Annotated in this window: 10 protein-coding genes; 3 read left to right on the top strand and 7 right to left on the bottom strand. The window is 48.7% G+C overall.

The window, feature by feature from the left end; genetic code table 11:
- Nucleotides 1–20: 20 nt before the first annotated feature.
- The 5 genes from ACKU40_RS18205 to ACKU40_RS18185 form a co-directional block, all read right to left on the bottom strand.
- Nucleotides 21–1,679 carry a glycosyltransferase gene (locus ACKU40_RS18205; protein WP_320174205.1) on the bottom strand — a complete coding sequence of 553 codons (1,659 nt, stop codon included), beginning with the start codon at nucleotides 1,677–1,679 and terminating at the stop codon, nucleotides 21–23.
- A 148-nt stretch (nucleotides 1,680–1,827) separates the two neighbouring features.
- Nucleotides 1,828–3,903 (bottom strand): glycosyltransferase, encoded by a 2,076-nt coding sequence (locus ACKU40_RS18200; RefSeq protein WP_320174204.1) that lies wholly within the window; start codon nucleotides 3,901–3,903, stop codon nucleotides 1,828–1,830.
- Nucleotides 3,904–3,980: 77 nt separating this feature from the next.
- Entirely contained in the window at nucleotides 3,981–5,762 is a 1,782-nt protein-coding gene (locus ACKU40_RS18195) for an amino acid ABC transporter permease (RefSeq protein WP_320174203.1), read from the bottom strand.
- Nucleotides 5,763–5,842: 80 nt separating this feature from the next.
- Nucleotides 5,843–6,664, bottom strand: coding sequence for a transporter substrate-binding domain-containing protein (locus ACKU40_RS18190; protein WP_320174202.1), 822 nt, complete (start codon nucleotides 6,662–6,664; stop codon nucleotides 5,843–5,845).
- Nucleotides 6,665–6,821: 157 nt separating this feature from the next.
- On the bottom strand, nucleotides 6,822–7,550 hold the full coding sequence (locus tag ACKU40_RS18185; protein ID WP_320174201.1) for an amino acid ABC transporter ATP-binding protein: 729 nt from the start codon (nucleotides 7,548–7,550) through the stop codon (nucleotides 6,822–6,824).
- Nucleotides 7,551–8,012: 462 nt separating this feature from the next.
- Between ACKU40_RS18185 and ACKU40_RS18180 the strand changes: the two genes are divergently transcribed.
- Nucleotides 8,013–9,440, top strand: a complete 1,428-nt coding sequence (locus tag ACKU40_RS18180) for a sigma-54 dependent transcriptional regulator (RefSeq protein WP_320174200.1) — start codon at nucleotides 8,013–8,015, stop codon at nucleotides 9,438–9,440.
- 309 nt (nucleotides 9,441–9,749) lie between these two features.
- Nucleotides 9,750–11,552: a methyl-accepting chemotaxis protein gene (locus ACKU40_RS18175; protein WP_320174199.1), complete on the top strand. Its 1,803-nt coding sequence runs from the start codon at nucleotides 9,750–9,752 to the stop codon at nucleotides 11,550–11,552.
- An 80-nt stretch (nucleotides 11,553–11,632) separates the two neighbouring features.
- Here the strand turns inward: ACKU40_RS18175 and serS are convergent, their stop codons facing one another.
- Together serS and ACKU40_RS18165 are read right to left on the bottom strand one after the other, a co-directional pair.
- Nucleotides 11,633–12,910: a serine--tRNA ligase gene (gene serS, locus ACKU40_RS18170; protein WP_320174198.1), complete on the bottom strand. Its 1,278-nt coding sequence runs from the start codon at nucleotides 12,908–12,910 to the stop codon at nucleotides 11,633–11,635.
- Nucleotides 12,911–13,120: 210 nt separating this feature from the next.
- On the bottom strand, nucleotides 13,121–13,528 hold the full coding sequence (locus ACKU40_RS18165) for a hypothetical protein (RefSeq protein ID WP_320174197.1): 408 nt from the start codon (nucleotides 13,526–13,528) through the stop codon (nucleotides 13,121–13,123).
- Nucleotides 13,529–13,615: 87 nt separating this feature from the next.
- Here ACKU40_RS18165 and ACKU40_RS18160 point away from each other — a divergent pair, with 87 nt between their 5' ends.
- Nucleotides 13,616–14,095 carry a CinA family protein gene (locus ACKU40_RS18160; RefSeq protein ID WP_320174196.1) on the top strand — a complete coding sequence of 160 codons (480 nt, stop codon included), beginning with the start codon at nucleotides 13,616–13,618 and terminating at the stop codon, nucleotides 14,093–14,095.
- The last annotated feature ends 1 nt before the right edge of the window (nucleotide 14,096 follow it).

Genomic DNA, 14,096 nt, shown 5'->3' with positions numbered 1-14,096 from the left:
GTCACTCTCCCTGTATTTGGCTATCCGGCCAGAATCCCCTTCCGCACCAGATACTGCATCTTTTTCTCAAGGTCGGACTGAAGAAGCCTTTCTTCATCAGCCATTATCTGCAGTATTTCGCTACGCGGATGCATGGCCTGCATCTTGTATTTGTTACCCAGCGCGTTGCCTTCCTGTGCGGCATTGGTGTGGCTGGCAAATCCGGTCCGCTTACGGTGCAGGATACGCAAATGCCCCTGATAAACAGGAAAATCCCCTTTCAGGCAACTGCGCAAATCATGCTCCAGATCGTCATACTGCGAGGGAGAAAGGAACAGGGAAAAGCCTCCGTTGTCAAGCAGCTTCTGTGTCCTGAACAGATGGCAGCACCCCGTAACCGAACCGCAAGGGCGCATGAAATCGAAATATCCACTGTCTAAAAGATAAAGATGCAAATCCGAACACCGGAACGGGTTGGGTGCGATCTTGGTCAAATCCACTTCCGGCCCCTCGCCCTCGTCACCCAAAGGCTGGATGATGTGCAGGTCCACGGACTGCATGACTGACGGCGAAGCGTAATCCAAAACCTTACAACCCCAGACCCCGGCTTCGGGGTAAGCCTCCACCGCTGCACCGAAACGGGAGACCCAATCCGGCTCTACTTCTACATCGTCATCAAGGTAAACCGCAAAATCACACTCCATAACCTGCGGTTCCTTCATCAGCCAGTTGCGGGCAGCGGCAGCTCCGACGTTTACGGGCAGGTCAATGCGCACCATCTGCTCTCCGAACTCGTATTGCCACTTGCTGATGACCTCGGCTGTTCCATCGGAAGAACCGTTATCAAGCATAAAAATTTTGGCCCCATGCAGCTCGGAAACACGCAGGGAAGCGAGAGTGGCATCCAGTTCTTCTGCTTTGTTAAAAGAATACAGGAGAATGGCCAGACTTCCGGGCAATGGAGATGTCTTTTCATCCAAGCCGCAAGCCAAATCATAGACGCGCATAGCTTCGGAAGTTCGCCATGGCTGTGCATCAACAGCACCGGCAAGAATAGAAATGGATGTTTCGCGCTCTCCAAGCTTTAAAGCAATAGATGCGGCCAGATGAGCCATGTTATTCAATCCGAAAACATCGGAAGCGGACATGAGCAGTGGGAATGCTTCTGCCGCATTTCCGCTCATATAATGAAAAAAGGCTTTCGAACAGTTAATTGCCGGTAAGATTTCAGGGTGAAACTCTCCGGACAAAAGTTCCAACCCGAAGTTGAAATCGGCAAAAGCCCCGGCATGGACCATACCCTGCTGTATCCAAAACAGATTACCCGGTTCTTTTTCAAGAGACGAAAGGATGTATTTCTTAACCTTTTCAGCATCACGCTTGCCGGTAATACGCATGAAATATGAAAGGTTCTCAGGCTGCTTCCAATGGGTAACTACTCCCTTCAGGCAGGATGCGACAGAAGAAGGAAAGAGCGGCAGCAGCCCTTCGACTTGGGCAAGCTGGGCTGCAGTATTGCCGTCCAACGGGTTTGAGCAATAAGCCGCCAACAACAATTCAACACCCAACTGCGGGTCTGACTCCAAAGCATGTGCCCCGGTATCAAAAAGGTGCTTCGCGCCCACAGACCCCATCAAGAGTTTGCGGCGTACGGGTTCATGCATGCCGGACCAATAAGTATCGCTGTAGAGTTTGCCCATTTCTATTCCCTTCTAATTAACGGATGGATTATTCAAACCCACGTTAACCAAAAGGAATCTCCTCCACAACACCTCTTGTAAAAACAAAAATGGAGAAGAGCTATTCAACTCTTCTCCATAAATAAATTCGGAATTCAAAATAGTACGATTACTTCTTAATCAACCGGTCAATGTCCGGCAGTGCTGTCTGAGGTTTATCTCCGGGCAATGATGAGTACACACCCAAAAGAGCTTGAGCTTTAGCTGTGGTGGACATGAAAGAACGCACTATCCTGCGGTTCAAGCGGCCCATTTCACTGCGCAATTCACTGTCTTCGATGAGCCTCTTCATTGACTGGGCAAGGGCTTCGGCATCTTCCACTTCGCATAGCAGACCGTTAACCCCGTCGCGGATAAGTTCAGCAGTTCCACCGGCCTTGGTGCAGATGGCAGCCAGCCCGCACTCGAAAGCTTCAAGCAAGGTGTTTGGCATGGACTCCTGCCGCGAACTCATGACGTAGATATGCGATGTCGCCAACAGATTAACCACTTCCTCATGAGGAATGTAACCGGGACACTCAATGCGTTCCAACGTAGATGCCGATGCAATATCCCGGTAGGCGGAAAGGTCTTCCATTCCTACCGCAATAAAACGAACACCTTCGCATTTGTCCTGCGCCAGCAAACGGTCCACAGCCTTGATATACACATCCGGTCCCTTGGCGTGGCCTTCATTACCTACGTAAATGATGGAAGTTTCCGCAGCACGCTTGGGCTTGCGGCCTCCGCCGACAAAAGAATTGTAGACCACTTGCGCACGCTTGGGCAGCACACCGTGTTTGAGCAGCACTTCACGGCTCTTGGCAGAGTTACAAATATAACCATTGCCGATAAGCGAAAAGAGCGGAGCAAGCGGGTTAGGCTTGTAGATAACGCCACGGTTAAAGAAAAGTTTAAACTTGCGTCCGCCGAGCAGGGAAAGCCCTTTGGCAATGCAGCCGATCTTGACCGCACGGTTGTGGTAGGTATGAACCACGTCAATCTGATGCTCTTCAATCACACTGGAAAGAAATCCCGCTGCAGCGAGCATATTCTTGAAGTCGTCAAGAATGACAACTTCCACACCCATTTCTTCCAACTCCGGAATAAGCTTGGAGTCGGATTTGAGCACTGCAACTACACCGATTCCGGCATGAACCATAGCTCTGGCACTGTTGATCAACTGCCTGCTGCCGCCGGAAAGTTTCTCCGTGTCAGTGATGTAGAGCACCTTGCCGATATCGTTGCGCTTGGTGAAAAATTTGAAACAAAGCATGGCTGACGCTTCATTTGAATACATGAGCAGCCGTTTCTTTATCCATGCTGCATCCTTGCTGGTCCCCACTCCGATGCGGTTGATACGCATGGGATCAGTGCCGAGCATGTTTGCTGAACGCTCAAGGGTGAAGGTTCCGCAAAATCCGGCTGCAGCGGCCTCCTGCATACCGAGAGTATCAAAATCACCCCAAGGCCAGCAGAAGAACTGACGATGCGCGCCATTTATCTTCTGGATCTTTTCAAAACAGCTATTGAAATCATCACGAATGAATTTGCGCCTTTCATCATCGGAGCGCCGCTTGAAGGTTACCTTGCCCTTACGGAACTGGGGCCAGAAACCATTGTAGGCAAAAGCACTGCCATAATCATAGGTAAGCAGCTCTGAATCACGTTTGCGGTAAATACCCCATGTGGACCAATGGGAATCTGCAGAAAAATTACCTTTGAAGCGGAAGTCCTTGAAACAGCCCTGATGACGGCAGGTATGGGCGTAAACTTCCATACCTTTGTCATGGACCAGTGATTTAAGCTCCGCCTCATTCATGAACTGGGAGTTGTCGTTTTCAGAGAGAGCCTTGATGAAAGACTCGCGCATTGAAAACATCTGCGGAACATCCGCCCTGCTCCTGATTTTTCCCTGACCGATAAAATCACTGACCGCAAAAAAGACCCCGGTCATACCCCGCTCTTCGAGCATGGGAACAACGTTGATCCAATTGCTGATATGGCAGTCATCAAAGGTGAGCACCACATACTTGTCATCCATGGGTTTGCGGCCCATGCAGATTTCATAAAGATGGTCGGCAGTGATGGTTTTGAATCCCATCTCCAGAATCATATCAAGATGGGAAGCAAAGGTGGCGGGGGAATGACCGTCCTCTTCACAGACGGCATGATAACAAAAAACAGGAACACTCTTACCGAGCATGTGACAACTCCGAAACGCTTCGATGCCAAAAGCCCTCCCCCCGTAAAATTAAACTTAAACGGGGGGAGGGAAATCAATTACATTTGCAGACGGAAGGTTTCGGTTGAAAGCTTCCGTTCGAGTCGTCTTGCCACGAGACTCATCAGGTAGCAACAAATAAAGTACAAAAATGCTACGGTAGTATAAATTTCAAAAGGATAGATCATGAGCCTGTTGTTCAGTCCCTGGGCAACGAATGTCAGCTCCAGAACCCCGATAACAAAGGCCAGAGAGGTATCTTTAAAGATGGCGATAAACTGCCCCACAATAGCCGGAAGCATCTGTTTCAACGCCTGCGGCAGGATAACCTTGCGCATGGCCTGCCAGTAAGTCAGTCCGGTGGAAACTGCAGCCTCGAACTGGCCGGAAGGCAGGTTCTGGATGCCGGAACGGACAATTTCAGCCAGATAAGCCCCGGTAAATACGGTCAGGGCGATAGTCGCCGACCAGAAAACGTTCATGAACTTTCCGGTCAGAATCGGGATAAAAAAGTAAATCCAGAAAATAACCATAATCAACGGGTTACCGCGGATAAGCTCAATGTACAAAGTGGACGGGATCAGAAAAAGCTTGTTCTTGGAAGTACGCCCGATACCTACGAGCAATCCGATGAAAAAACTGACCGAGATTGCGATTACCGACATGATAATGGAAAAGGACAGACCACCCAGTCCCCAAAGAATTTCGTTAGGATCGCCTTCGGGGAATCTCCACCAAAGCAGGGTTCCGATATTTTCACGGATAACTTCAAAATTAAATTTGGATACGCCGTAAAGAGCGGATATGACCAGAAAGGCCAGACAGGCCAGAAATGTTCCTTTCCAGATAAGTCCTAACACCTTGGAGAGTTTAGCCAGAAAGGCCTTGCGCGCAGCCTGTGAGCTGGAAAGGCTGAAATCATTCTGCCGTCTACGCTTTATACGACGATGCATTTTGGCAAAGAAAGCAAAAGGGGCTTCAAAAGGCCAGAAAAGCAGATGTGCAAACTTGTGCCCCAGAGTGCGGTCCTTAACCGGAACAATCTGCAACTTCCAGTTAACCAAGGTAAGGATACCGGCAATAGTCAGGGAAAGGGAAAGATAAATTACAGTGGCGGCGGTGGTAGCTTCAAATCCCTTAAAGGTCATACCTTCGATCTGCTGTGATGCCCAACAGAGTTCCGGCACACCTACAACCATAGCCAGCGATGAGTTCTTCATGTTGTTCAGGAACTCACTGCCCAGCGGGGGAATGATGGCCCTGAAAGCCAGCGGAAGAATGATCTTGGTCAGGGTCTGGAACGGAGTCAGTCCTGAAGAATACGCTGCCTCCAACAATCCTTTAGGAATGGACTGAATACCGGCGCGGATGACCTCCGCCATAAAGGAACTGGTGTAGATACCGAGCCCCACAGTGGCTGAAAGCATTTCAAAATTCTGGTCAAAGAGAAAATTGCGGACACCTTCCGGCAAACCCATGGGCAAAGCGAAATACCAGAAAAAAAGCTGAACCAGCAGCGGTGTATTCCTGAAAAACTCAACGTAACAGGTACAAAAATAGTAAACCGGCTTAAACTGTGAAAGTCTGCCCAGTCCGAAAAGAATACCGAGGCCCAGCGCAATGGCCGAACTCATGAGCGTGATACTGATGGTCAGGTTCAAACCGGTGACGAGCATACCGCCCAGAACTTCGCCGTAAGAAGGGTCTTCCTTATATAATACCGACCAATCGAATTTGTAGCCGAAGTCGAAGACCCAGCCGAAATAGTAGACCAGTATGGCGGTCACAGTGGCGAGGCATAGATACTGAACCCAAGTTTTTTCCAGATAGCGATTGATCATTGCAGAAACTTTCTCTTTGTCTTCAATTTAAAAAGTGGCGGGGCCACGGGACCCCGCCAGTCTAGCAAATCAAATGAAGCCTAGGGCCACATTTCAATTTTTTCGGTAAGGGGGAAGTAGTACTTGGTGTCAGGACCGTACCACTTGTTGTAGATCTTTTCGTAGGTGCCGTCTTTCCACATATCCTGCAGTGCGAAGTTAACAGCGTCACGAAGCTTGGAATCATCTTCAACCAGACCGATGCCGTAAGGCTCGTTGGAGAAGAAGTCACCAACCAGTTCGTATTTACCGGGAACCTGTGCAGCGTAGCCAAGCAGGATGGTGGAGTCGGTGGACCATGCGTCTACACGACCCATCTGCAGAGCCTGAAAACACTCAGATTCTTTCTGGTAGGAAATAACTTTGGGAGCAGCATCGCCGAGGCTCTTGAGCAGGTTCTTAACGTTCAGCTCAGAAGTGGTACCCTGCATAACTGCAACCTTTTTGCCCACGAAGTCCTTGAGGGTGGAGAACTTGCCTTTGGGAGCAAGCATCTTCTGACCGTCAAAGAAGTAAGTGATGGAAAAATCGATGGATTGATCACGGGAACGCTTGTGAGTCATGTTGGAAACGGAAGCGTCGATGCGGCCCTGCTGGAGAAAACCGATACGGGTTTTGTTGTTAACGGGAACCTGATCGATTTTAACGCCCAGGCGTTTTGCGATTTCGTTAGCGATATCAACGTCAAAACCAACCCATTCTTTCTTGGCGTTGTAGAAAGCACCGGGAATGGAGTCAGTCATGATACCGACACGGATAACCTTGTCTTTCATGATTTTGTCATAGGTGGCGCCTGCAAATGCAGTTGCAGCAAAAGCCATAACCAGAGCGGCTGCGAGAGCCAGAGTCATAAACCTTTTCATTCTTTCCTCCTGCGTGGAAATAGACAAAGAGTATACAAAAGAGCGATCCCCGACACCGGAAACCGCGAGCTTCCTGATACTGAGCCTGTAAATATTAATTTACAAGCAATAACCTCACCTCACTATTTACACCCATCATATTTAGATGGGGAATTCCCTAATGTGAAAGAATCTTGCTCAAGAAAAGCTTGGAACGATCATGCTGGGGGTTGTGGAAAAATTCATCGGGAGTGTTTTCCTCAATGAGAGTCCCCTCATCCATGAAGATAACCCGGTCCGCTACCTCACGGGCAAAGCCCATTTCGTGGGTTACGCAAACCATGGTCATACCTTCACGGGCCAGAGCCTTCATTACGTCCAGCACCTCGTTGATCATTTCCGGGTCAAGGGCGGAAGTAGGCTCGTCGAAAAGCATGATATTGGGGCGCATAGCCAGACCGCGGGCGATTGCCACACGCTGCTGCTGGCCGCCGGAAAGCTGGGAGGGATAATCCCCGGCCTTGTCCGGAATGTTGACCTTGGAAAGAAGTTCCATGGCCAGATCTTCAGCATCCTTGCGTTTCATATTCCGAACCATGGTCGGTGCAAGAATGATATTTTCCAAAACCGTCATATGCGGATAGAGATTGAAAGACTGGAATACGAATCCGATCTCCGCCCGCAGCAGGGGCAGGTTTACCCTAGGACCGTTCACATCCATGTCTTCTACAATTATTTCACCTTCCTGAATGGGTTCAAGACGGTTAATGCAACGGATCATGGTGCTTTTACCAGACCCGGAAGGCCCGCAGACAACAACCACTTCGCCTTTTTTAATATGAAGGTTAAGATCCCTCAGGGCGTGGTAGTCACCGTAGTATTTATTGACATTGTTAAATTTTATCACTTTTGTACAAATCCCGTAAAAAATTGTTCTTAGCTCGAAAAAAACGGGTATCAAATGGAACAAAATTCGGCAAGTCCATCTCTATTTTGGATGAACTCTTCTTTTTTTAACGTTTCGCGAATTATCTATCTTATGAAAAATCATTTTTGTTAAAAACAGCCCTGAATTTTCCTGCAAAAGACAACTCCACACAATATTGTTGATTTCGTAAATCGAAATTATTTTTAACTTTCTTGCGTTTTGATCATAAATTTTCCTTTCTAATCAATATGAAAGAAAGCCTCAAAATACGCAGCAGGCAGCTTAAACGGGCATTATACAAAAGGATTTCATACATTTTCAATATAAACCCGCCTGCCAGAAGGGATATTTTGCACTCTTTTTAGGATTTTCCCTTAATTAATCGACCTTAATAATATATATGGAGTTGAAAAGGTTCTCACTTAGATATATGGAATCTACATGCCTGAGAGTACATTACTATTCATAGCCGAACCCCAATCCGTGACGTCCGTGTTTTCCCCTCTCAAAGAAGCGGGGTTTCAAGCAGGACTGGCCGATAACCTTGCCGGGGCCATCAATTTCATCAAAAAATCAAAGCCGTGCCTTATTTTCACAAGGCCGGTTATGCAGGGCTATTCCGCTCAGGCTCTTCTGGCCGAAGCCGTAAATATCGAAAATTTCCCTCCGGTAGTTATTTTTTCCCGCAACGGTTCTGCAGATGAAGCCCAGAGGTTTATGGAACTGGGAGCCCGAGATTACTGGCTGGAACCGCTTTCATGGGAAAAAATAAAACTCATGCTTCCCGATGAAAAGCCTTCCTCAATGCCCTCAGCGGACCAACTCGGCGCACCGGACAAACCTGCCGCTCCGGAACAGAAAGGCACTCAGGGACGCTACCAGATAATCGGTCAGCATCCGGCCATGTCCCGCGTTCTGGGCCTTGCCAAGCAGGTTGCCAAATCCAAGGCAACAGTACTTATTTCAGGTGAATCAGGAACAGGTAAGGAAATGTTCGCCCGCTTCCTGCATCACCATTCCGACCGGAACTACAAGCCTTTCGTAGCCATCAACTGCGCCGCCCTGCCCGAACACCTGCTGGAGTCTGAACTTTTCGGACATGAAAAAGGCGCATTTACCGGAGCCATCAACCGCAAACTCGGTAAATTTGAACTCGCATCCGGTGGAACCATCCTCCTTGATGAAATTACCGAAATGGAACTGGGTCTACAGGCTAAACTGCTCAGGGTTTTACAGGAAGGTGAAATTGACCGCGTCGGCGGTGTGGAAACCGTAAAGGTTGACGTGCGCGTACTGGCTACAACCAACCGTGCAATTGAAGAAACAGTAAAGGAAGGCAAATTCAGGCAGGACCTCTTCTACCGTCTGAACGTCATTCCGCTTAAGCTTCCTGCCCTCTCCCAGCGCGGTGAAGATATCCTGCTGCTGGCAAAATTTTTCGTTAATAAATACTGCACTGAATACGGCCTGTCACCGCTCGCCTTTTCGGAGGAAGCGACAAACTGGCTTCTGAGTTACGATTGGCCCGGTAACGTGCGAGAGCTCCAGAACCTGATGGAAAGAGCCGTGCTGCTGGCTGGTGCCGGCCCCATTGAGTCCAAGCATTTCCTTAATGATCCCGACGCATGGATGCCGGAAGAAGCACACACTGAAGGCATTGCACCAGCCGAAGAACAGGCTGCTAACGCTGACGGTGTAGCAGCAGAATTCGCAGTCATGCCCATATCCGAAATGGAAAAGAAACTTATCATCAAGAGTCTGGATCAAACAGCTGGAAACCGTACCAAGGCCGCCGAACTGCTGGGTATCTCAGTACGCACCCTGCGCAACAAGCTTAATGACTATAAAAAACAAGGTCTGGATTTGTAGCTTCCCAATACGATAACAATTTTAAAAAAGGCTGCCGTAATTTACGGCAGCCTTTTTCTTTGCACGAACCATACATTAATTAACATTATGTCATATAAAAGTATGATGTTTTTCGTCATACAGATGTTAAGATCACTCCAGCTTTATTTAAGCTGCATACTATTATTTCGCAGCTATGTGTTGATATTGAGAACCTTTTGCAATATTATTTAAATCTAACAAGCTAATTTCTCTTTGCGATATCCCCCCAAAAAAATTCTTCCAATCGAAAGAGACTAAGACCCACTCATCACATTAGGGAGAGGTACAGTGAACAAACTTTCCATTCGCGGCAAACTTGCCGTTCTTTTCTGCATTGCAATTTTCACCTCGCTGCTCACCATAGGAGTCAGCGCATATTCTTCATACGAACTAACCGAGCTTGAAGCCCAAAAGACACAGGAAATCATGCTCAATGCCCAGAAGGAAAAGCTCAAGTCAGCAGTATCATCCATGGCAGCCGCACTTTCCGGCGTGGTTGCAGGATTAGATGACGAACAGGAGCAGCTAAGGCTGATGCGTACCATGATCAAAGACGCGTTCTATGAAAATGATTCCTCCGGCTACTACTTCATCTACAAAGGCACTGTTAACGTTGCCCATCCGGTTAACCCCTCACTGCACGGCAAGGACCTCGACAATCTTGTGGGCAAGGACGGCATCTATTCAGTAAGGGAACTGGCCCGTGCAGCCCGCAACGGTGGAGACTTCGTACACTTCACATGGGATAAACCCGGATTCGATGAACCCATGCCCAAGCTCGGCTACGCAGCAATGATTCCGGGCACCGACTTCTGGATCGGAACCGGAGTATACATTGACAACATCAAGAGCCAGGCTGCGGTAATCAGGGCTGAAATGGAAGATCTTAACTTCACCGCCATCCTGATGCAGAGCGGAATTTCCGCCGGTCTTTTCCTGCTCATCCTGCTCCCGACAGGAATCATCATGAGCAAGGGCATCATCAAGCCCATCATTGAAATTAAGGAAGAAGCCCGCAAAATAGCATCCGGCGAATTCGACACCAACCTGACCGTCACCAGTAAAGACGAGATAGGCGAATTGCAGGTAGCACTTTCCGAAATGGCTGAATCCTTACAAAAAAACATAACCGAAATTACCCGTAAGGAGCAGGAAGCCGCACAAAAGGCAGAAGATGCCCTGCGAGCCAGCAGCGAAGCCAGAGCCGCCAACGAACTTGCCGAAACCAAGGCCGCGGAACTTCTCGAAGCCGCAGTACAGCTTGATAATGTAGTATATTCCGTATCCACAGCAACCGACAACCTGATGGTACAGATTGAACAATCCAGCGCCGGAGCCGCAGAGCAGGCCAGCCGGGTTGAAGAGACCGCCAGCTCCATGGAAGAGATGAACGCCACGGTGATGGAAGTGGCCCGAAACGCCGCCAGCGCTGCTGAGGAAGTAGACAAGGCCCGAAACATGGCCGAAGAAGGAGCCGAAGTTGTTTTCCGCGCAGTAGGCGGTATCGAAACAGTTTCAACGCAGGCCAAAATTCTCATGGATGACATGACCACCCTTGGAAATCAGGCTGAAGGTATCGGCGAAGTCATCAACGTTATTAACGACATTGCGGATCAGACCAACCTGCTGGCGCTCAACGCAGCTATCGAAGCGGCAAGGGCCGGAGAAGCAGGTCGAGGCTTCGCAGTTGTGGCGGATGAAGTGCGCAAACTGGCTGAAAAAACCATGGCCGCCACCAACGATGTTTCCAATGCAGTAAAAAGCATTCAGGACGAAGCGCGCAAGAATATTGATAACACCGTAAAATCGGTTGAGACAATCACCGAAGTTACCGAACTAGCAACCGCTTCCGGCGAGTCCCTGCGTGAAATAGTGACACTGGTCAATGCCGCAACCGCTCAGGTGCAGTCTATCGCCACCGCCGCAGATCAGCAGAGTTCCGCCAGTGACGAAATTACCCGTTCCATTACCGGGATCAGTGATATTTCCACTGAAACCTCTGCTGCTATGACCCTGTCCAGAAACGTAGTCAGCGACCTTTCCGAACAGATCAAAACCCTGAACAGCATGACCGAACGCATGAAAGCTTAAAGCACAAACAACTTAGACAAAAACAAAAGAAGGGCAGCCCGTCACCGGACTGCCCTTCTCTATTTCATATCTATCTGTAATTACTCAGCAGTAATAACTTCCAAACCGCCCATGTAAGGACGCAGTGCTTCAGGAATCACGATGGAGCCGTCTTTCTGCTGGTAGTTTTCAACCACAGCAACAAAAGTACGGCCAACAGCAAGACCGGAGCCGTTCAGTGTGTGTACGTACTGTTTCTTCTTGCTGTCCTTGGGCTGGAACTTGATGTTGGCACGACGGGCCTGAAAGTCCCCGCAGTTGGAGCAGGAAGAAATCTCACGGTATTTATCCTGTCCGGGTAGCCATACTTCGATGTCGTAAGTCTTTACGGAGCCAAAGCCCATGTCACCGGTACAAAGGGTGATGACCCGGTAATGCAGGCCGAGACGCTTGAGAATTTCTTCAGCGTGTCCGGTCATCTTTTCAAGGTCTTCGAAACTTTTGTCAGGATGGGCAAAACGAACCATCTCCACTTTGTGGAACTGGTGCTGGCGAATCAGCCCTTTGGTGTCCTTACCGTAAGACCCGGCTTCGGAACGGAAACAGGGAGTAGGTGCGCAGTATGCAATGGAAAGATCTTCTTCGCTGAGCACTTCATCACGGTGCAGGTTGGTCAGCGGAACTTCCGCAGTGGGGATCATGTAGTATTCCCAGTTCTCCAGTTTGAAAAGGTCCTCTTCAAACTTGGGGAGCTGACCGGTACCAAACAGGGAATCGCGGTTGACGATGTACGGAGGAATGACTTCGGTGTAACCGTGATCCATAGTCTGAACATCAACCATGAAAGAAGTCAGTGCACGCTCCAGACGTGCACCCCATTTCTTGAGCACGGCAAAACGCGCACCGGTGAGCTTGGCTGCACGTTCGAAATCAACACCGCCTAGTTCAACTGCCAGATCCCAGTGTTCACGGGGAGTGAAATCAAACTCAGGCTTCTCGCCCCAGTGACGGATTACCGGGTTATCGTCCTCGGTTTTACCGAAAGGAACGGACTCGTCAGGCATGTTAGGAACGGAGCTGAGCCATTCACGTTCTGCGGATTCAATATCTTTAAGGTCTTCATCAAGGGCCTTGATTTTGCCTGATACTTCACCCATGCGAGCGATGATCTCGGAAGCATCGCCCCCTTCTCTCTTTATCTTTGCAATCTCGCCGGAGGTAGAGTTGCGCTCGGCTTTAAGGGATTCCACTTCCTGCAGCAGGGACTTACGGCGGGAATCCAGATCGCTGAATTCATTAACATCAAGTTTGGACCCTCTTTTTTTGAGGCTTTCGCGAACTACATCCAGATTGTTCTGTACAAATTTCAAATCGAGCATTTCATTCTCCTGATATCATCTATATAAAAAGGCTCGTCTCAAGCCCTGCCATGCAGATATGATCCATCAAACTAAATTCATATTTATTTTGAATAAATCGGATTCTTTTTTCCCGTCAAATTCATGTATATGATTTTGACGAACGGGTCACTAGTAGCGAATCTAAGCACACTAATAAAGGGTATTCTTGCATCAATTTGCATAAAATACCTACAAATCATCAATTCCCATGCGCTTATTTCCATAAACGCAAGCGATATTGGCATAAATTCCAATCAAAAGCAGCAGAGCCATAAGACTTTCCAACCAGCAAGCGAAAAACACATATACCACGCTGGCGGACATACCGAAACCCTGCAAACCTTTTTTCCAGCCCCATGGGGATTCCAGCCAATTGCGTTCATACTCAAGGACTTTATCAATCACAGCAAAAGGCGGCGTAGGCTCAGGTAATTCCATCATAGCTGCCCCGACTCCGGCAATAAAAGCTAAACCCAGAAAAATAGATTTCGTCCACAAGGCCATAAGCAACACACATAGGGAACCGAGCATCACAATCCAGTTCCAATGATTCTGGTGTCTTTTCCAGATAAGACTGCTGATATTCATGAGAGCCATGGCGGGAGAGTATCATTTCACCCTGCAGTAAACAATATGCTGCAACTGCCCCTTTAAATATTGTTTGAATCGGTATACCGTACCTGCATGATTGAAAACATTGTACCATCTATCGGAAAAATTCTTGTTGAAAAAGGCTGGACCATGTCCACTGCAGAATCATGCACCGGAGGCCTTGTCGCCGCTACCCTGACCGACTTCTCCGGCAGTTCCACATGGTTCTCAGGCGCTGTGGTTGCATACTCCAATGAAGTAAAGATGTCGCAGCTGCATGTCCCTGAGCAGGCCATCACAGATCACGGAGCGGTCAGCGAACCGGTGGTCAGAGCCATGGCTGAAGGTGTCTGCAAGGCCCTTAATGTCGATGTGGGCATATCCCTTTCCGGCATTGCCGGGCCAACAGGCGGAACCCCGGATAAACCAGTGGGTACGGTCTGGATGGGCTGGCATGTAAACGGGAAAACCTATGCTGAAAAATTTCTTTTCAGCGGCGACCGCAAGAGCGTAAAAGATCAAAGCCTGCAAACAGTACTGGAAAAGCTGCACCAATTTCTTAAAGAGAGTTAAT

Source organism: Maridesulfovibrio sp. (genome assembly GCF_963666665.1).
Lineage (GTDB): Bacteria > Desulfobacterota > Desulfovibrionia > Desulfovibrionales > Desulfovibrionaceae > Maridesulfovibrio.
This window is presented reverse-complemented; position numbering and strand designations above follow the sequence as displayed.